Origin of the sequence: Ensifer sp. MJa1, assembly GCF_037026475.1 — a bacterium.
GTDB lineage: Bacteria > Pseudomonadota > Alphaproteobacteria > Rhizobiales > Rhizobiaceae > Ensifer.
This window is the reverse complement of sequence record NZ_JAKUMO010000004.1, coordinates 317311-334046: the sequence shown is the minus strand read 5'-3', so window position 1 is coordinate 334046 and position 16736 is coordinate 317311. Positions and strand designations below refer to the sequence as shown.

Genomic DNA, 16736 nt, shown 5'->3' with positions numbered 1-16736 from the left:
GGCCGGGTTTCTTCAACATGGCCCACTGAATCACAAACCCCCAGCTCTCGCCAGGGGTTTGTCAGCAGTCTGAAGGGGCCGATCGGCCCCTTTTCTTTTGGTTTTGTCCGAGCGCTCAGCGCATCCGGCGGCGCTCGGCCGAAGGCTGATAGGCAAGCCTTGCGTGGAAGCTGCAATAGGGCGAGGATTCCGGCGAGTCGTTGCCGCAGAAATGGAACTCTTCCTTCAGCGGGTCGCCGATCGGCCACTTGCAGGTGCGCTCGGTGAGCTGGGTCAGCTCGAGGCGGCGCGACATCGGAACGACAACGTCGGCGCGTGTGCTGAAATCCTGCTCGGCAACGAGATCGACTTCGATCTCTTCCTTGAGGACGACAGCGCCGGCAGGCCGGGCAACCGGGCGGGCCGCAACGCGAGCGGCGTAGTTCGGAGCGCGCGGCGCCGAGGTCGGGCGCTTAGGACGGGCTGCGGCGGTGGTGCTGCCGCCGGCCTTGGCGCGGCCGGGCAGGCTCAGGCGGTGGACCTTGCCGATGACGGCGTTGCGGCTGACGCCGCCAAGCTGCGCCGCGATCTGGCTTGCGCTCAGGCCCTCCGACCAAAGCTTCTTCAGTTTCTCCACCCGCTCGTCAGTCCAGTTCATCTCTGCACTCTCCGTTCTCAGCGTTAGGGATGGCAGAATCCCTCACCGCACCCCGGCTGACCCCCGGGGTTGCAAACGCGATAACTCTTTTGGTGACTAGGTCCGCCGCATGCGTCTAGTAATTGAATGTTAACGTACTGACCGCCGGACTCCGTGGCAAGAGTCCCGGGAATCGCGCCGAATCGATTTCGTGGTTTTCCCCAACTTGCTTGGTTGGCGTTGCATTTTTGCAAGCCCACTCCAGCAATTTTTCGGGCGCCGACAAACGGGTCTCGACCTTGCGCTGCAAGGCTTGGTTTTGTTGACATTGCAGCGCGAAATAGGAATAGTGCCTGCGCCGCCGAAAGGCGGCATTTTTGATTTTTATCGGGCCGCATGAGCCGTGTGTTCGATGTCGATCTTGAGTGAAGGAGAGCCTCGCATGACTGCAACCACGCCGCTTTACGATACCTACATGCGCGCGCCGTTGCGTTTCGAGCGAGGAGAGGGCGTTTGGCTGATTGCCGAGGATGGTTCGCGCTACCTCGATTTTGGTGCCGGCGTCGCCGTGAATTCGCTCGGCCATTCCCACCCGCACCTCGTCGAGGCGCTGAAGGCGCAGGCCGACAAAGTCTGGCACCTGTCCAATCTCTATGAAATTCCCGGCCAAGAAAGCCTCGGCCGTCGGCTGACGGCGGTGACGTTTGCCGACAAGGTCTTCTTCACCAATTCCGGCGCAGAGGCGCTGGAGTGCGCGATCAAGACGGCGCGGCGTTACCACTTCGCCAAGGGCCATCCGGAGAAGTTCCACGTCATCACCTTCGAAGGCGCTTTCCACGGGCGCACGATCGCAACCATTGCCGCTGGCGGCCAGCAGAAGTACATCGAGGGCTTCGGGCCGAAGGCACCGGGCTTCTACCAGGTTCCGTTCGGCGATATCGCTGCGGTCAAGAACGCGATCACCGAGGAGACGGCAGCGATATTGATCGAACCGATCCAGGGCGAGGGCGGCATTCGTCCGGCCACCAAGGAGTTCATGCAGGAACTGCGCGCGCTCTGCGACGAGTTCGGCCTGCTCTTGATCCTCGATGAGGTCCAGACCGGTGTCGGCCGCACCGGCAAGCTGTTTGGCCATGAATGGTCGGACATTCGTCCGGATATCATGGCCGTTGCCAAGGGTATCGGCGGCGGTTTCCCGTTCGGTGCCTGCCTGGCGACGGAGGAGGCAGCGTCTGGCATGGTGGCTGGCACGCATGGCTCGACATACGGCGGTAATCCGCTGGCGATGGCCGTCGGCAACGCCGTACTCGACGTCATTCTCGCAGACGGGTTTCTGACCCATGTGCGTGACGTCGCGCTCGTCTTCCGCCAGGGTCTTGCGTCGCTGAAGGACCGCTATCCCGATGTCATCGAGGACATCCGCGGCGACGGCCTGATGCTGGGGATCAAGGTGAAGGGCTCTTCGGCCGATCTCTTGAAGGAAATCCGTGCCGAGAAGCTTCTGGCCGTGCCGGCGGGCGACAATGTCCTGCGTCTGCTGCCGCCCCTGACGGTAACGGCGGAGGAGGCACGCGAGGGCCTAGCGCGCATCGAACGTGCCGCTGAGGCGGTCAGGAAGGCCAGCGGCAACGCAGCGGCCTAGTGACGAGGGCTCAAGACAGCTCCAAAGTGTTAGAATGTCCTTGGTGTTCCGCCGGGAGCGCGGCACGCCAAGTATCGATTATTTGAGACAGGAACCGAGTACGATGGCAGGCACCAGACATTTTCTCGATCTTTCGGCCATGACGGCCGCCGACCTTAGGACGATCATCGACGATGCACGCGTCCGAAAGGCAGCGACCAAGGCCGGAACTGCCGAGAAGCCGCTTGTCGGCAAGATGCTGGCGATGATCTTCGAAAAGCCGTCTACGCGGACGCGCGTTTCCTTCGATGTCGGCATGCGCCAGCTCGGCGGCGAGACGTTGTTTCTGTCCGGAACCGAAATGCAGCTCGGCCGCGCCGAAACCATCGGCGACACCGCCAAGGTCCTGTCGCGTTATGTCGACGCCATCATGATCCGCACCACGGATCATCGTCGCCTGCTGGAGCTGGCCGAACACGCGACGGTTCCGGTCATCAACGGCCTGACCGACGACACCCACCCCTGCCAGATCATGGCCGACATCATGACCTTCGAGGAACACCGCGGGCCGGTGAAGGGCAAGACGATCGCCTGGACCGGCGACGGCAACAACGTGCTGCATTCGCTGATCGAGGGCTCCGCGCGCTTCGGCTACCGCATGAACATGGCCGTGCCGCTCGGCTCCGAGCCGCAGGACAAGATCCTCAACTGGGCGCGCAACAACGGCGGCGAGATCCTGTTGTGCCACGAGGCTGAGCAGGCCGTTGCCAACGCCCATTGCGTGGTGACGGACACCTGGGTTTCGATGAACCAGGAACACCGCGCCCGCGGCCACAACGTCTTCCAGCCCTACCAGGTGAACGAAGCGCTGATGAAGCACGCGGCGTCGGACGCCCTGTTCATGCACTGCCTGCCGGCGCATCGTGGCGAGGAGGTCACCGACGAGGTGATCGACGGGCCGCAGTCGGTGGTCTTCGACGAGGCCGAGAACCGGCTGCATGCGCAAAAGTCGATCATTGCCTGGTGCATGGGCCTCGTCTGATCCGTCTGCCGGCGTGACCCCGAGAGCGGCGGAAGGCTTCGGTGTCTGGAGCGTTGGCGCGTGCCGACGGCGCAATGCGCCGGCACGCGGCGCCGGTCACTATTGACATTGCCGGCATGCGACACGATTTAGGCGGCATACGGGCGCTCCTGCCAGGGCAGTGAGGCGCAAACCGTCTGGGCGATGCACGTTGCTGCGGCGAACGGCGCATGCCCGGTGGACAATCCGTTCATCGCGGGATCAATTGAGACAGCGGGCATGTTGCACCGGGGGGACAGGACTGTTCCGGGCGCAATCTGGTTGGCTGAGCAAGGAGCAAGACATGAGTGACATGACGCCAGGGCTTGGTGAATTCGACTTCGCCGGTGACGATCACGTCGTGCCGTTCCAGGTGGAAGGCCTCGACGTGCGTGGCCGCGCAGTGCAGCTTGGCCCGATGCTGGACGCAATCCTGGAGCGCCACAACTATCCGCTTCCGGTCGCGCGTCTCGTTGCCGAGACCGTCGTGCTTACGGTCCTGCTCGGCACGTCGCTGAAATTCGAAGGCAAGCTGATCGTCCAGACGCAGGGCGACGGCCCGGTCGACCTGGTCGTTGCGGATTTCGCGACGCCGGACCGGGTGCGCGCCTATGCCCGCTACGATGTGGACGCTTTGGCAGTTGCCGAAAAGGACGGGCGTACCCGCTCGCACGAGCTGCTCGGCAAGGGCGTTCTGGCCTTCACCATTGACCAGGGCGCGCACACCCAGCGCTATCAGGGCATCGTCGCGCTTGACGGGGCGACGCTCGAGGAAATTGCCGGCGTCTACTTCCGCCAGTCGGAACAGATCCCGACCAAGGTCAGGCTCGGCGTTGCCGAACTGCTCGATCGTGACGAAAGCGGCAAGCCGCGGCATCGCTGGCGCGCCGGCGGCATGGTCGCGCAGTTTCTGCCGGAAGCACCGGAGCGCATGCGTCAGCCCGATCTTTCGGGCGGCGACGGCGACAGTGGCGAAAACGTCTTCGAAGACGATGATCTCTGGGCGGAAGCCAAGGTGATGGTCGAGACGATCGACACGGACGAACTGACCGACCCGATGGTTGGAACCGAGCGGCTGCTTTACCGCCTGTTCCACGAGCGCGGCGTGCGCGTTTACGAGCCGCAGGCGGTCTATGATCGCTGCAGCTGCTCGCGCGAGAAGCTGCAGTCGGTGCTCGCCAATCTCGACGCGGCTGACCTCGAGAGCACCATCGACGATGGTGAGGTCAAGGTCACCTGCGAGTTCTGCTCGACGACCTATCGGTTCGAAGCGAGCGAAGTGCGTCCGCAGCAAAGGGCCCTTGGTCGGGATCCGGTCGGTCCGGGACCAGGGTACCTATAGGTCACACAACAGCAAAAACGGGACGTGGGCGGTCATCCGCGCGCGTCCCGTTTTCATTTGGATTGGCGTACTCTGCGAACGAATGCCTGCTCGCATCTGTCGTCAGGTGCCCTAGTTCAGCGTGCGCACCAGCCCGGGTGAATCGAGCGAGAAGGCCGGAATGGCGACGTTGAAGGTCTCGCCGCCCTCCGCTTCCATGCTGTAGTGGCCGAACATCACGCCCGACGGCGTGTCCAGCGGGCAGCCGGAGGAATATTCGTAGGTATCACCGGGATTGAGCAGCGGCTGTTCGCCGATGACGCCGGGGCCGCTGACCTCGTCGACCTGCCCGTTCTCGTCGGTAATGTGCCAGTAGCGGGTCATCAGCCTGACGGCCGCGTCGGAATGATTGGAGATAACGATGCGGTAGCCCCAGACATAGCGGCCGTCGTCGGGATCCGACTGCTCTTCGAGATAGTACGGCTCCACCGTAACTTCTATGTCGCGGGTCAAAGCGCGATACATGGGCAACACCTTGCTTCAGGTCTTTCAGGGTATTCTACAGCAAGATGGTTTCGTCAAGAATAACGGCAAGATTGTGCGAACCCATTCTGGGGCAACGCCTTTCAGTAGCCCGATCGGGTTTCGATCGGCCCCGATCCCTTTGGATTCTATGTGATTGGGGCCTGATTTTGTGATCGCGAGAAGCGATTGGCGGCCGCCGCCGGTCGCGGCGGCCGTATTCGTTCGTGTCAGGCTTTGACGGCCTTGAGCGCGCGGGCGAAATCCTCGACGACATCCTCGCTGTCCTCGATGCCGGCGGAGAAGCGCACGGTACCGGCCGAGATGCCGAGCTCCTCGCGAGCCTCGTCGGTCAGGTTCTTGTGCGTGGTCGTTGCCGGATGGGTGATCAGGCTCTTGCTGTCGCCAAGATTGTTGGAGATGCGGACGATCTCCAGCGCGTTTTGCAGCGCGAAGGCTGCGTCCTTGCCGCCCTTGAGTTCAAAGGCGACGAGGGTGGAGCCGCCGGTCATCTGTTTGGCGATGATGTCGGCCTGCGGGTGATCCTTGCGGCCGGGATAGATGACCTTGGCCACCTGCGGCTGCTCGGCGAGGAAGTCGGCGACGCGGCGCGCGGTTTCCGTCTGTTGACGCACGCGCAGCGGCAAGGTCTCGATGCCCTTCAAAAGCGTCCAGGCGTTGAACGGCGACATCGCCGGGCCGGTGTGGCGGAAGTAGTCGTGCAGGTTCTCGTTGATCCATTCCTTGTCGGACAGCACGACACCACCGAGGCACCGGCCCTGGCCGTCGATGTGCTTGGTGGCGGAATAGACGACGATATGGGCGCCAAGCTCCAGCGGCTTCTGGAAGAGCGGCGTCGCAAAGACGTTGTCGACGACGACCTTGGCGCCGATCTGGTTGGCGAGCTTGGCCACACCGGCAATGTCGATGACTTCGAGCGTCGGGTTGGTCGGGCTTTCCAGGAAGAAGACCTTGGTGTTCTTCTGGATCGCCTTTTCCCAGTTGGCGAGATCGCGTCCGTCGACCAGCGTGCACTCGATGCCGTATTTCGGCGCCAGCGTCTCGACCACCCAGCGGCAGGAACCAAAGAGGGCGCGGGCGGCAACGATATGATCGCCGGCCTTCAGCTGGCAAAGGATGGCGGCGGAAACGGCGGCCATGCCCGATGCCGTGGCGCGCGCGTCTTCAGCGCCTTCCAGCATGCACATGCGCTTTTCGAACATGTCGTTGGTCGGGCTGCCGTAGCGGGCGTAAATGAAGCCGTCGGTCTCGCCCTTGAAACGCGCCTCGGCTGCCTCAGACGTGTCGTAGACGAAGCCCTGGGTGAGGAAGATCGCTTCGGAGGTCTCGCCGTGCTGGGAGCGGGTGGTACCGCCGTGGACCAGTTGTGTTGCGGGGCGCCAGTTTTTGCTCATGTGACGGTCACTTTCAAAACAAAAAAACCGGCCGCGAAAACGGGCCGGTTTGACACCCGGCCTTTTTAGCTACTTGTTTAACGTGGCTGCAAGCCGACCGGCCAAATCACCACGGGATAAAGCTTCAATACTGCTAGGGTGCGCTTGCGTCAATTCCCGGAGTTTGGTTTTGTCTCGCAACTGAAAAGAGGACTGCGATGGCCCGCAACACTGGGATTTTGGCCGACCGCGCGATCGCCGCGCTGTTCGAAACGGGACGCCTGAAGAGCGAGAGGCCGCTGGATGACGATCAGATCCAGCCGGCAAGCCTCGATCTGCGCCTCGGCGCCAAGGCATTTCGCGTCCGCGCGAGCTTCATGCCAGGTCCGTCGCACCTCGTCGCCGACAAGCTCGACCGGCTGAAGCTGCATGTGGTCGACCTGACCGACGGTGCGGTTCTGGAAACCGGCTGCGTCTACATCGTGCCGCTGGTGGAGAGTCTGGCGCTGCCGGAGGGCATGTCGGCCTCGGCCAATCCGAAGAGCTCGACCGGCCGCCTCGACATCTTCACCCGCGTCATCACCGATCGCGCCCAGGAATTCGATAAGATCCCGGCCGGCTACAGTGGTCCGCTCTATCTCGAAATCAGCCCGCGCACCTTCCCGATCGTCGTGCGCCGCGGCTCGCGCCTGTCGCAGATCCGCTTCCGCATGGGCCAGTCGCTGCTGTCGGAACAGGAACTGCTGGCTCTGCACGAGAGCGACGTGCTGGTGGCGAGCGACAAGCCCAATGTCAGCGGCGGCGGCATCGCGCTGTCGATCGACCTGAAGGGCACCGGGCCCGAGGGCCTGATCGGTTATCGCGGCAAGCATCACACGGCGGTCATCGACGTCGACAAGAAGGCGCAGCATGCGATCTTCGATTTCTGGGAGCCGCTCTACAGCCGTGGGCGCGACGAGTTGATCCTCGATCCGGACGAGTTCTACATCCTCGTTTCGCGCGAGGCAGTGCATGTTCCGCCGCTCTTTGCCGCCGAGATGACCCCCTTCGATCCGCTGGTCGGCGAGTTCCGGGTGCATTACGCCGGCTTCTTCGATCCAGGCTTCGGCCATGCGTCGGCCGGCGGCAGCGGCAGCCGTGCGGTGCTCGAGGTGCGCAGCCACGAGGTACCGTTCATTCTCGAGCACGGTCAGATCGTCGGGCGCCTTGTCTACGAACATATGCTGGAGCGGCCCGACGGCCTCTATGGCCTTGGCGTCGGCTCCAACTACCAGGCGCAGGGTCTGAAACTCTCCAAGCACTTCCGCGCCGAGTGACGGAAATCCCGGGAGCTTCGCGGCGATGTCGCGAAGGGTCCTTGACAGATCGCCGCGGTTCGGGAAATTTCGGGGGTATCGCGGGTGTAGTTCAGTGGTAGAACGCCAGCTTCCCAAGCTTGATGTCGTCGGTTCGATCCCGATCACCCGCTCCATTTTTTCATGAACGGAATGCTCCGTATCTCGCCCGACGAAGGGCTATGGTCTGTTGTCGCCGATCCGGCTAGTCTGGCGACACATGAATCGACCGCGGTTTGCAGCCGCTGACATTTGATAGGCGTCGGCCCGTTTCCCATGAGATTTTTCGCCCTGTTCGCCCTGTGCGCGTCGCTGATTGCAACCCCGCTTGCGGCACAGCCGAAGGATCTGCCCACGCTCTTCGACGCGCGCGAGCGTATCGCCAAGCCTGACCTCACGGGCCTTGCACGCCTGCGCTTCCTCACGACCGTCGACTTCCCGCCGTTCAACTTCATCGACCAATCCGGCAAGCTTTCCGGGTTTCACGTCGACCTGGTGCGCGAGATCTGCCGAGAACTCGAGATCGAAGCCAAGTGCCAGATCCAGGCGGTGACCTATGCCGAACTGCTGCCGGCGCTGGAACAGGGGCAGGGCGAAGCCGTCGCTGCCGGCATCGCCGTCGGCCCGGAACTGCGCCAGCGTTTCGGCTTTTCGCGCGCCTTCATGCGGCTCCCCGCTCGCTTCGCCATCAATGCCAAGGCAGCCGGCGCGGTTTCAGGGCCACAGGATCTCAAGGCAAAATCGGTCGGCGTCGTCGCTGGTACGACGCACGAAGCGATGTTCAAGTCCTTCTTCCCGAAGATCGAGGCAAAGGTCTTCCCGGATCGTGACGCCATGTTGGCCGCGCTCAGGAAGGGCGAGGTGCCGGCGGTGTTTTCCGATGGCATGCAGCTTTCGTTCTGGATTTCGGGCAGTGAGGCGGCCGGCTGTTGCGCGCTCGTCGACGGCGCCTATTTCTCGCAGCGCTTCCTCGGCGAAGGCCTGACGATCATGAACCGCAAATCCGAACCTGCCCTGACGCAGGCAATCGACCACGCGCTTCTGGCGCTGTCACGCAGCGGCCGACTCGAGGAAATCTACCTGCGCTATTTCCCGAACGGCATCTACTGATCCGTTGCGACTACCGTCGGAACCGCGCGAGCGCACCGCGCTCGATCGCCGCGCAGGTCAACTTGTCGAGGCCGAGGCGATCGCGAAGCAGTTGCAGCAGGCGGATCTCCTCATTGCGGATGCGCTGGTCTGCAGCGGCGATTTCGACTGCGAGCGCATAGGCCGTTTCGTGAAACTTCTCCGGCAGTGCCTCGCGTACGATCTCGAGCACGATGTCCAATCCTTCCCGCGCTGCCAGCTGGGCGGAGCATTCGTGGCCGATATGGACGAGGTTGTCTTCGTCAAAGCCGTCGAAGACGGGCAGGAACTGCACCAGCCGGCCGATGCGGGCAAATTCGTCGTCGCTCATCTCACGGTCGACCGCCGACATCATCACCATGACGTAGACGAGGGCTTCGTGGTGGCTGAGGCTTGGCAGCATGGGATCTTCCGGCGGTAGGCAATTCCAGGAAAGTGTAAAACGGTTTTCCATCCGGGATTGCGTAGTTTCAAGGAGTTGGATCATCTCATTGTTTCAAGAGAACGAGATGGTCTGAACGATTGAGAGCTGGGAATTGCTGCTGCTGCTTACAAGTCCGGTTGCAGCCCGTCCATCCCGGTTCCCGAGGTCGGATCGTCGAAGGTCATCGGCCTGTGGTTGAGATCGCGTGGGTCGTCGCCATAAAAACCAAGCTTTGCCTCGCGTGCAGCGTCGGCGCGCTTTTCAAGCGCCGAACCGGCAAGTGGCTTCGCCCAGCCATTGTCGACCAGCCAGGTGGCAATATCTTGCCCGCCGAGGGTGCAGGACGCCGTGGCTGACGCGCCAGCATTGCCCTGCGGCATGTCGCAGCTGACCGCGCGAGCCCGCAGGAAGTTGCGGAAGGCGGTTCTCGCGACAACGCCGCAAGGCCAGCTCTTGCCGCCGCTTTCACAGGTCCTGTCCGCCTGCTCAGGCTCGATTCCGTCGATCTGCAGTGTGAGCTTGTCGAACTGGAGCACGCCGGCGGCGACCGCTACGGGGCGATAGAGAACCGTCGGCCCTGCTGCAGCCTTGGCTTCCTTGTCCGTCTCCGACAAGGGGGCGCGCGGCTCCACCCGTTCGAGCGGCGCGCTCGTCACCGTCTCCGGCAGGCCGAACTGCTGCGGCTCGATGGTGCGGGCCGTCGTTTCTGTCGTGGCGTTGTCGCTCGGACCGCTGCCATCAGCAGGACCGGTCCCGGCAGCGGTACCGCCTTGCGAGCCAAGGTCCAATGGAACGTCGCTGCCGGCTTCGGGCGTATCCGGTAGCGACTCGAGGTCCGACATGTCCGGCGTTTCCAGGACCAGTTCGGGCGTTGCGGCGCTTTCGCGGTCACGGATGGCACTCGCGCCCGCATAGAGGATGCCTGTGAAAAGGGCGATCGCGGCGATGCCGCCGGCAAGGGTGTAGAAATGCTGCCGCATCGGGAGTGGCATCCTATTGGCTGGCCCAGATGATCCGGGCGATCCATTCGACCTGGCTGATTTCGAAGCTCCGGTTCGGGTGCTCGGGATTGAGGGACAGGAGTTCGATCATCTGCGGCGTCTGGCGCGTCAGGATCTTGGCCATGACCTCGCCGTCACGCGTCTTGACGACGACCCGGTCGCCGCGCCGGACCTGTGCGCCCGGATCGACGATCAGGATATCGCCATCGCGATAGAGCGGCAGCATGCTGTCGCCCTGAACTTCGAGCGCGTAGATGCCGCTCTGCTGCTGCGATGACGCATTCGGAAAGTCGATGACGTCCCACCCCTGGCCGGCGGGAAAGCCGCCGTCGTCGAAGAAGCCGCCCGCACCTGCCTGGGCAAAGCCGATCAAGGGGATCGCTGCTGCCGGTGGCACCTGTTCGGCCGCGTCTGCCGGCGTGCGATCCGGGCGCAACAGGCTCGCGAACTGGTCGATCGTCGCGCCGGTTGCTTCCAGTACCTTGGCGATGGATTCCGTCGAGGGCCAGCGCTCGCGCCCGTCGGCGGAATGACGCTTGGATTTGTTGAAGGACGTCGGGTCGAGGCCGGCCCGGCGCGCAAGACCCGAGGGCGAGAGCTGGTGGCGCTCGGCCAATGCATCGATGGCGTGCCAGATCGTGCCGTGAGACAACATGACGAAGGATCCGGACCGGACAGCCGGCCGCTTGCTGGGTTCAATGCGAATCACAGTACCGAAACGGCAGGGAGCGGTAAAGAATTGGAAGGAAAATAGTCCTTTTCCGGTCATTAGCCCCGGCCATTTTCTTTGAGGGTCGCTCAGCCTATAGTCGCGCGAAGAGACTGGAGAGTTTACCGGAAGAGGCGGTCTTGCTGGCGCGCATGGGGTCGGAACGTCTGCTGATCGTCGCCGTCGCTGCCGCATTTGCCGGCTTTGCGCTGGAGCATCAGCTTCTCGAAATGGGTCGTCTGGCAACGCTCGTCGGTGCCGCGGGCCTCGTTGCCGCGATCGTGCTTGCCTCGCTGCGCGTATCCCACCATGCGGAGGTGCTGGCATCCAAGGTCGGCGATCCCTATGGCACGATGATCCTGACGTTGTCTGCGGTCCTGGTCGAGGTCGTCGTGCTCGCGATCATGATGACGAGCGAGACCTCGCCGACGCTGGTGCGCGACACGATCTACGCTGCCGTGATGCTCGACATCAATGGCATCATCGGGCTGGCGGCGCTGCTCGGCGGCCTGAAACACGGCGAGCAGCCTTATAACGACGATTCCGCCCGCACCTACAGCGTGATGATCCTGACGGCGATGGGGATCTCGATGGTCGTTCCGGAATTCGTGCCGGCGGCGAAATGGCATTTCTATTCGGTGTTCACCATCGGCGCGATGATCACGCTCTATGCCCTGTTCCTGCGCATGCAGGTGGGCGCGCACAGCTATTTCTTCAGCTACAGCTATCCGAAGGCGAAGGGCGGGGGAAGTTCGATAGAGGACGCCCCGGGCCAGCCGGTGCTGCCGTCAATCCTGATCCTGGTCTTCGGTATCGTGGTGATCGGCGTACTGGCTGAAACCATGTCGACACTGTTGACGTCCGGTCTCAAGGGGAGTGGGGCGCCGCCGGCGATTGCCGCCATCGTGGTCGCGGCAATCTCGGCCTCTCCGGAAATCATGACGGCGATGCGCGCAGCGCTCGCCAACCGCATGCAGGCGGTCGTCAACATCGCGCTCGGCGCCTCGCTCTCGACGGTCATCCTGACGGTCCCGGTTATGGAAGCGATTGCGCTCTATACCGGCCAGCCGTTCCTGATGGCGATGTCGCCGGTCCAGACGGTGATGGTGGCGATTACGTTGATCGTTGCCGCGATCAATCTCAACGACGGCCAGACCAACGCCATCGAGGGCATGACGCATTTCGTGCTGTTCGCGACCTTTGTGATGCTTTCGGCGATCGGGCTTTGACCGGTGCTGCCCAGGCGTGCTGCTGCGATCTGCGTCTCGCCGATCAGCCGTTTGCCCGTGTCGCGCGGTTGCGGGCGACAACCTCTTCGTAAGCCGCCTGCAATGTCGCGCGAACGCGCGGCGGTCCGTCGAGCGGACTGCCAAGATGGTCGCGTCGCAACTCGTCCATGAAGCGGTCCCAGAGTTCCGGCCCACCGTTTTCCATCAGCTCTGCCCGGATGCTGAGCTCTTCGCTGACCGGCAGGTAGCGCCGCCCCCAGGCCCCAAGCTGGGCCAGGATCGGCACCAGCGCGATCGTCATCTCGGTCAGGCTGTAGATCGCCTTCTGCTTGTGGGTGGGGTCGTCGGCCTTGGTCAGCATGCCTTGCTCGACCAGCATCTTCAGCCGGTCGGCCAGGATGTTCGACGATATGCCCTCCTGCGACCGCAGCAGTTCCCGAAAGTGCCGTTTGCCGCCGAAGATCATGTCGCGAATGATCAGCAGGCTCCATTTGTCGCCGAACACTTCCAGCGAAAGATTGATCGGGCAGCCCGAGCGTATCTCGTCCTTCATTGGCACCTCTTTAAAACCGCTTGCATTATCGCATCAGTGGCGATAACGTGCAACTGCTTTCATTTTTATAGCAGTTGTAAAATAGATTCAGTTTGAGAGGCGCCAACATTCCGGCGCCGGAGGAGACGAGGAAAATGACCAACAGATCCGTGGAACATGCGAGCTTTACCATCGAGCGCCGCTTCAAGGCGACGCCGGAACAGGTGTTTCGTGCTTTCTCCGTGCCCGCTGCCAAGGAGCGCTGGTTCGTCAAGGCGGACGGCTGGCCGATCGCCGAATACAGCCACGACTTCCGTGTCGGCGGCCGGGAGGGCGGGCGTTTCAGCCAGGATGGCAAGACGATCTACTACAACGACACCGTCTATCTCGACATCGTCGAGAACATCAGGATCATCTCTGCCTATACGATGACCGAGAACGATCGGAAGATATCCGCCTCGGTGGCGACGGTCGACATTCGGCCTGACGGCGATGGCACGCGCATCGTCTTCACCGAACAGGTCGCCTTTCTCGATGGCCTGGACAAGCTCGAATACCGGCGCCAAGGCTGGGAGGAGTTGATCGGAGCGCTGGCAAAGGAGGTTGGTGAGACGGCGGCGGCCGCCTGACTCGCAGCGACATTGCCCGCAAGACGATCAGATCCCCGTTGGCCGTTTCCGGTCTGCGGGGATATCTCAATGCATGGCCGCAATAGCGCTGCCAGCGATCCCGACCGAAAACAGGGTGAGGCAGACGGCCGCGATCCGGCGCGGCAGATGCGAAGCCGGCAAGCTCTTCGACATTTGCACCAGTGCGGCACCGGCGCTGATCCAGGTCGATCCGGCGATGACGACGAGCATGGAAAAGCCGGCTATCCAAGGCGAAACCGCGGCCAGTCCCGTTTGCGGCAGCAGCACCAGAGCGACGATCAGCGCTTTCGGATTGAGCAGCGTCGTGATGAAGACCTGGCGAACGGAAATAACCGCACCTTCACTGTCGGCAGCATCGGTGGTCCAGAGGGCATAGGCGAGATAGAGGACCCAGCAGGCGGCGGCGAGCCTGAGCGCGAGGCCAAGCTGCGGGTGAGCGGCGAGAAAGGGTGCCAGCAACGCCACGGCGGGAATGATCACGGCCAGATAGCCGCCGAGTTCGCCGATGAGCAATGGCAGCGAGCGACGCAGGCCGACCGAAGCGCCGGAAAGCCACAGCAGCGTGTTCGTCGGTCCCGGCGTTGCGAGCAGGACGAGTGCGGCAAGGGCGAAGGCAAGCGGCTGCATGTTTGTGAACCTGGTTTCGAGGTTGTTATCGCTGCCTTCTAGCAGGCACGCAAGAGCCGGTTCTTGATCTCCATCAAGGGACCATGCCAAGAAATCGCCACAGCCTGCGGCTGCGACGCCTCTTCCTTGCCTGGCGCGACCGCGCTATCAGACGGCGCCGCCGCTCATCTGCCGGCGCGATCGAGGCTTCCATGAACAAGACCGTATTGTCTGGCATCGTCATGACGACGTTTTCCTATTTCCTGTTTTCGCTGCAGGATGCGTCCGTCAAATGGCTGGTCGTCGGCTACTCCGTGTGGCAGATCCTGTTTATCCGCAGCATCACCATCCTCGTGCTTTGCCTCGGTATCGGCCGCGGCAAGCTGGTGCGCGACGCCATCGCGTCGCCAGTGGTCAAGCCTCTTTTCGTGCGCAACCTGCTGCTGCTTGCCGCCTGGCTCTCCTATTTCAACGCGGCGCGCGACCTCGGCCTCGCCGAAATGACGACCCTCTATTATGCGGCGCCGATCATCGTCACGCTGCTCGCGGTGCCGATGCTGAAGGAAGACGTGCCGCCGATCCGCTGGTTTGCCGTTTTCGTCGGTTTCGTCGGCGTGCTCGTCGCCTGTGACCCGCTCGGCACCGGCATGAAACTATCGCTGCCGGTGGTACTGGCGCTGATGGCCGCCGTCTTCTGGGCGATCGGTACGGTGATGCTGCGCAAAACCGCGCTGCAGGAGACGACCCTGGTGCAGATGACCATCTCCAACGTCTTCTTCATCGCCATGACCGGGCTTGCCGTTGGCTTCTTCTGGACACCACCAGCGTTCTTCGATGTCGCGCTGATGGCGGGCACCGGCGTCATCGCCGGCATGGGCCAATTCGCCTTGTTCGAGGGCATGCGTCGTGCGCCGATCTCGGTCATCGCACCGTTCGAATATACCTCGCTTGTCTGGGCGTTCGGCCTTGGCTTTCTGATCTGGGGCGATGTGCCGGCGATGAACGTTTTTGCCGGTGCGGCGCTGATCTTCGCGGCCGGTGTACTGATCATCGTCGGCGAGCGCCTGGCTCATCGACGCGCCGGCGCACCTGTGTAGATGTTGCGCAAACAGAGCGGTTCCGGACGGAAGTACGGCCTATGCTCTGATGACGAGCGCCTCGGGCACGCGGCCTGTCAGCCGGAAGAACAGGTGTGAGGTTACGAGGACGTTCGGGTCGGCAAGATGCCGGTCGAGCGCTTCCAGATCGGCATCCAGTTGAGCTTGGGTGATGAAGCCTTCGCCGACGAGCCCGCCGCGGACATTGTTGATGAAATCCCTGAGGATAGGTCGGCGGTCGTGGCCGGGCGGGTAGACATGCTCGACGGCATCGACCGAAATGTCCTCGACCCCGGCATCGCGAAACAGCCGATGCACCCGGCGGCCGATGTGGAGATCGATGCCTCTGGCGGCGGAATAGGCGACATAGGCGGCAAGCAGCCGATCCCAGGCGGCAAGCGGCGGGTCGCAGATATGGGCGAGAAAGTCGGCCTCGAAACTGGCGATCCAGCCGCCGGGTTTCACCAGTGACACCATTTCCAGCACGATCAGTTCCGGCCGCGGCACGTTGACGAGCACCAGCCGCATGTGGGCGCCGTCGAACGAGCGGCGCGGCAGCCCGGTCGCATAGGCGTCACCCTCGCGCACCTCCACCTGGGGCAGCGCGTGGCTCTCGACGAAGCGGCGCGCAAGCGCGACGAAATGCCGGTCGCGCTCGATCCCGAGCACCGAGCCTGTCGGTCCGACCCGTTTGCCAAGGAGATGCAGCACGCCGCCGGGACCGCAGCCGAAATCGACGACATGTTCGCCCGGCCGGATGCCGATCCTTTCGAGCTGCTGGTCGGAGTCAGGCGCGAGATTGGCGATCTGTCGTTTCAGGCGCTCTTCCTCTGGCCCGGCGCGCCCAAGCAGATAGAGATCAGGCTCGCTCATGGCGGTTCCCCCTCTGATCCCGGAAAGGATGCGCTCGGCAAAGGAGGGCGTCAACCAGGAGGCGTGTGGCTGTCGGCTTGCGCTTCCGAAGTCATGTAGCGTCGTTCGACGGTTTCCGCGTAGATGCGCAGCCCTTCGCGCCGGTAGAAGGCGACCGCCGGGTTGGTGGTCAGCACGCTGAGGCGGAGCGGCAGGCCGATCGCCCTGGCTTCCTCCATCACCTGCTTGAGGACCACGGCGCCATAACCGCGTTTCTGGTGGCCGGGCGCGACATAGAGCTTGTTGACCCAGAGGTGATCGTCGCGCCGGAATAAGGAAACGCAGCCGACATCCTTCTCGTCGGCAACCATGATGCGATGCTCGCTGAGGATCAGCGCATTGGCCGGACGTGGTCGCCAACTGCCCCACAGCGCCACCGCATAATCGCGCATGCAGGCTTCTTCCAGCCAGCGCAGATAGGGTTCGTCGCCCGGTAGGGCAGGGCGGAGAAGGACTTTGGTCATGGCTTCGTTGCGGTTGGGGTCTCGACCACGAGAGGTCTAGCATGGCAATCGTAACAGTCTGATGGCCGCTTGGATGGGCGGTCCCCCAAGTGACCCACGCGAACCAAGGCCCGAAA

18 protein-coding genes, 1 tRNA gene and 1 riboswitch are annotated in these 16736 nt (G+C 63.0%); of the genes, 9 read left to right on the top strand and 10 right to left on the bottom strand.

Features of this window, described 5'->3' with window-relative positions; all coding sequences use genetic code 11:
• Positions 1 to 115 precede the first annotated feature (115 nt).
• Positions 116 to 637, bottom strand: coding sequence for a GcrA family cell cycle regulator (locus tag MKZ91_RS08565; protein WP_336170033.1), 522 nt, complete (start codon positions 635 to 637; stop codon positions 116 to 118).
• A gap of 421 nt (positions 638 to 1058) precedes the next feature.
• On the opposite strand from MKZ91_RS08565, the gene MKZ91_RS08560 reads away from it, so the two are divergent.
• From MKZ91_RS08560 to MKZ91_RS08550, 3 genes are all read left to right on the top strand, one after another.
• Positions 1059 to 2258 carry an aspartate aminotransferase family protein gene (locus MKZ91_RS08560; protein ID WP_336170031.1) on the top strand — a complete coding sequence of 400 codons (1200 nt, stop codon included), beginning with the start codon at positions 1059 to 1061 and terminating at the stop codon, positions 2256 to 2258.
• A gap of 103 nt (positions 2259 to 2361) precedes the next feature.
• Complete coding sequence (gene argF / locus MKZ91_RS08555) at positions 2362 to 3279, top strand: ornithine carbamoyltransferase (RefSeq protein ID WP_336170030.1); 918 nt, start codon at positions 2362 to 2364, stop codon at positions 3277 to 3279.
• Positions 3280 to 3601: 322 nt separating this feature from the next.
• The gene (locus MKZ91_RS08550; RefSeq protein ID WP_336170028.1) at positions 3602 to 4639 is read left to right on the top strand and encodes an Hsp33 family molecular chaperone; all 1038 of its coding nucleotides are present in this window, start codon (positions 3602 to 3604) and stop codon (positions 4637 to 4639) included.
• 111 nt (positions 4640 to 4750) lie between these two features.
• Here the strand turns inward: MKZ91_RS08550 and apaG are convergent, their stop codons facing one another.
• Positions 4751 to 5143 (bottom strand): Co2+/Mg2+ efflux protein ApaG, encoded by a 393-nt coding sequence (gene apaG / locus MKZ91_RS08545; RefSeq protein WP_057248107.1) that lies wholly within the window; start codon positions 5141 to 5143, stop codon positions 4751 to 4753.
• Between the two features lie 227 nt (positions 5144 to 5370).
• On the bottom strand, positions 5371 to 6555 hold the full coding sequence (locus MKZ91_RS08540; protein WP_336170024.1) for an O-succinylhomoserine sulfhydrylase: 1185 nt from the start codon (positions 6553 to 6555) through the stop codon (positions 5371 to 5373).
• Positions 6556 to 6599: 44 nt separating this feature from the next.
• A riboswitch (SAM riboswitch) is annotated at positions 6600 to 6678 on the bottom strand.
• A gap of 74 nt (positions 6679 to 6752) precedes the next feature.
• Here MKZ91_RS08540 and MKZ91_RS08535 point away from each other — a divergent pair.
• From MKZ91_RS08535 to MKZ91_RS08525, 3 genes are all read left to right on the top strand, one after another.
• Positions 6753 to 7850: a 2'-deoxycytidine 5'-triphosphate deaminase gene (locus MKZ91_RS08535; RefSeq protein ID WP_336170022.1), complete on the top strand. Its 1098-nt coding sequence runs from the start codon at positions 6753 to 6755 to the stop codon at positions 7848 to 7850.
• Positions 7851 to 7930: 80 nt separating this feature from the next.
• Positions 7931 to 8005: transfer RNA gene (locus MKZ91_RS08530), tRNA-Gly, on the top strand.
• A gap of 139 nt (positions 8006 to 8144) precedes the next feature.
• A complete protein-coding gene (locus tag MKZ91_RS08525) occupies positions 8145 to 8978 on the top strand; it encodes a transporter substrate-binding domain-containing protein (protein WP_336170020.1) in 834 nt (277 codons plus the stop codon).
• A 10-nt stretch (positions 8979 to 8988) separates the two neighbouring features.
• On the opposite strand, the gene MKZ91_RS08520 is transcribed toward MKZ91_RS08525, so the two are convergent.
• From MKZ91_RS08520 to MKZ91_RS08510, 3 genes are all read right to left on the bottom strand, one after another.
• Positions 8989 to 9399 (bottom strand): tellurite resistance TerB family protein, encoded by a 411-nt coding sequence (locus MKZ91_RS08520; protein ID WP_336170018.1) that lies wholly within the window; start codon positions 9397 to 9399, stop codon positions 8989 to 8991.
• 146 nt (positions 9400 to 9545) lie between these two features.
• Positions 9546 to 10400 carry a thermonuclease family protein gene (locus MKZ91_RS08515; protein ID WP_336170017.1) on the bottom strand — a complete coding sequence of 285 codons (855 nt, stop codon included), beginning with the start codon at positions 10398 to 10400 and terminating at the stop codon, positions 9546 to 9548.
• Between the two features lie 13 nt (positions 10401 to 10413).
• Entirely contained in the window at positions 10414 to 11076 is a 663-nt protein-coding gene (locus MKZ91_RS08510) for a S24 family peptidase (RefSeq protein ID WP_336170016.1), read from the bottom strand.
• A gap of 194 nt (positions 11077 to 11270) precedes the next feature.
• Between MKZ91_RS08510 and MKZ91_RS08505 the strand changes: the two genes are divergently transcribed.
• Positions 11271 to 12359, top strand: coding sequence for a calcium:proton antiporter (locus MKZ91_RS08505; RefSeq protein ID WP_336170014.1), 1089 nt, complete (start codon positions 11271 to 11273; stop codon positions 12357 to 12359).
• A gap of 43 nt (positions 12360 to 12402) precedes the next feature.
• On the opposite strand, the gene MKZ91_RS08500 is transcribed toward MKZ91_RS08505, so the two are convergent.
• Positions 12403 to 12912: a winged helix-turn-helix transcriptional regulator gene (locus MKZ91_RS08500; protein ID WP_336170012.1), complete on the bottom strand. Its 510-nt coding sequence runs from the start codon at positions 12910 to 12912 to the stop codon at positions 12403 to 12405.
• A gap of 134 nt (positions 12913 to 13046) precedes the next feature.
• Here MKZ91_RS08500 and MKZ91_RS08495 point away from each other — a divergent pair, with 134 nt between their 5' ends.
• Positions 13047 to 13520: an SRPBCC family protein gene (locus tag MKZ91_RS08495; RefSeq protein WP_336170010.1), complete on the top strand. Its 474-nt coding sequence runs from the start codon at positions 13047 to 13049 to the stop codon at positions 13518 to 13520.
• 66 nt (positions 13521 to 13586) lie between these two features.
• On the opposite strand, the gene MKZ91_RS08490 is transcribed toward MKZ91_RS08495, so the two are convergent.
• Positions 13587 to 14168 carry a LysE family translocator gene (locus tag MKZ91_RS08490; RefSeq protein ID WP_336170008.1) on the bottom strand — a complete coding sequence of 194 codons (582 nt, stop codon included), beginning with the start codon at positions 14166 to 14168 and terminating at the stop codon, positions 13587 to 13589.
• Positions 14169 to 14359: 191 nt separating this feature from the next.
• Between MKZ91_RS08490 and MKZ91_RS08485 the strand changes: the two genes are divergently transcribed.
• Positions 14360 to 15244 carry a DMT family transporter gene (locus MKZ91_RS08485; RefSeq protein ID WP_336170006.1) on the top strand — a complete coding sequence of 295 codons (885 nt, stop codon included), beginning with the start codon at positions 14360 to 14362 and terminating at the stop codon, positions 15242 to 15244.
• Between the two features lie 39 nt (positions 15245 to 15283).
• Here MKZ91_RS08485 and MKZ91_RS08480 read toward each other — a convergent pair whose 3' ends face one another.
• Together MKZ91_RS08480 and MKZ91_RS08475 are read right to left on the bottom strand one after the other, a co-directional pair.
• Positions 15284 to 16117 (bottom strand): methyltransferase domain-containing protein, encoded by an 834-nt coding sequence (locus tag MKZ91_RS08480; protein ID WP_336170004.1) that lies wholly within the window; start codon positions 16115 to 16117, stop codon positions 15284 to 15286.
• A gap of 50 nt (positions 16118 to 16167) precedes the next feature.
• Positions 16168 to 16620: a GNAT family N-acetyltransferase gene (locus tag MKZ91_RS08475; protein ID WP_336170002.1), complete on the bottom strand. Its 453-nt coding sequence runs from the start codon at positions 16618 to 16620 to the stop codon at positions 16168 to 16170.
• Positions 16621 to 16736: the final 116 nt, after the last annotated feature.

Bases quoted from the DNA above. Each gene is read 5' to 3' on its own strand.
- MKZ91_RS08475 (WP_336170002.1), bottom strand. From the start codon at position 16,620: ATGACCAAAGTCCTTCTCCGCCCTGCCCTACCGGGCGACGAACCCTAT.
- MKZ91_RS08480 (WP_336170004.1), bottom strand. From the start codon at position 16,117: ATGAGCGAGCCTGATCTCTATCTGCTTGGGCGCGCCGGGCCAGAGGAA.
- argF (WP_336170030.1), top strand. From the start codon at position 2,362: ATGGCAGGCACCAGACATTTTCTCGATCTTTCGGCCATGACGGCCGCC.
- MKZ91_RS08525 (WP_336170020.1), top strand. From the start codon at position 8,145: ATGAGATTTTTCGCCCTGTTCGCCCTGTGCGCGTCGCTGATTGCAACC.
- MKZ91_RS08535 (WP_336170022.1), top strand. From the start codon at position 6,753: ATGGCCCGCAACACTGGGATTTTGGCCGACCGCGCGATCGCCGCGCTG.
- apaG (WP_057248107.1), bottom strand. From the start codon at position 5,143: ATGTATCGCGCTTTGACCCGCGACATAGAAGTTACGGTGGAGCCGTAC.
- MKZ91_RS08495 (WP_336170010.1), top strand. From the start codon at position 13,047: ATGACCAACAGATCCGTGGAACATGCGAGCTTTACCATCGAGCGCCGC.
- MKZ91_RS08565 (WP_336170033.1), bottom strand. From the start codon at position 637: ATGAACTGGACTGACGAGCGGGTGGAGAAACTGAAGAAGCTTTGGTCG.
- MKZ91_RS08510 (WP_336170016.1), bottom strand. From the start codon at position 11,076: ATGTTGTCTCACGGCACGATCTGGCACGCCATCGATGCATTGGCCGAG.
- MKZ91_RS08560 (WP_336170031.1), top strand. From the start codon at position 1,059: ATGACTGCAACCACGCCGCTTTACGATACCTACATGCGCGCGCCGTTG.
- MKZ91_RS08485 (WP_336170006.1), top strand. From the start codon at position 14,360: ATGAACAAGACCGTATTGTCTGGCATCGTCATGACGACGTTTTCCTAT.
- MKZ91_RS08500 (WP_336170012.1), bottom strand. From the start codon at position 12,912: ATGAAGGACGAGATACGCTCGGGCTGCCCGATCAATCTTTCGCTGGAA.
- MKZ91_RS08540 (WP_336170024.1), bottom strand. From the start codon at position 6,555: ATGAGCAAAAACTGGCGCCCCGCAACACAACTGGTCCACGGCGGTACC.
- MKZ91_RS08490 (WP_336170008.1), bottom strand. From the start codon at position 14,168: ATGCAGCCGCTTGCCTTCGCCCTTGCCGCACTCGTCCTGCTCGCAACG.
- MKZ91_RS08520 (WP_336170018.1), bottom strand. From the start codon at position 9,399: ATGCTGCCAAGCCTCAGCCACCACGAAGCCCTCGTCTACGTCATGGTG.
- MKZ91_RS08515 (WP_336170017.1), bottom strand. From the start codon at position 10,400: ATGCGGCAGCATTTCTACACCCTTGCCGGCGGCATCGCCGCGATCGCC.
- MKZ91_RS08550 (WP_336170028.1), top strand. From the start codon at position 3,602: ATGAGTGACATGACGCCAGGGCTTGGTGAATTCGACTTCGCCGGTGAC.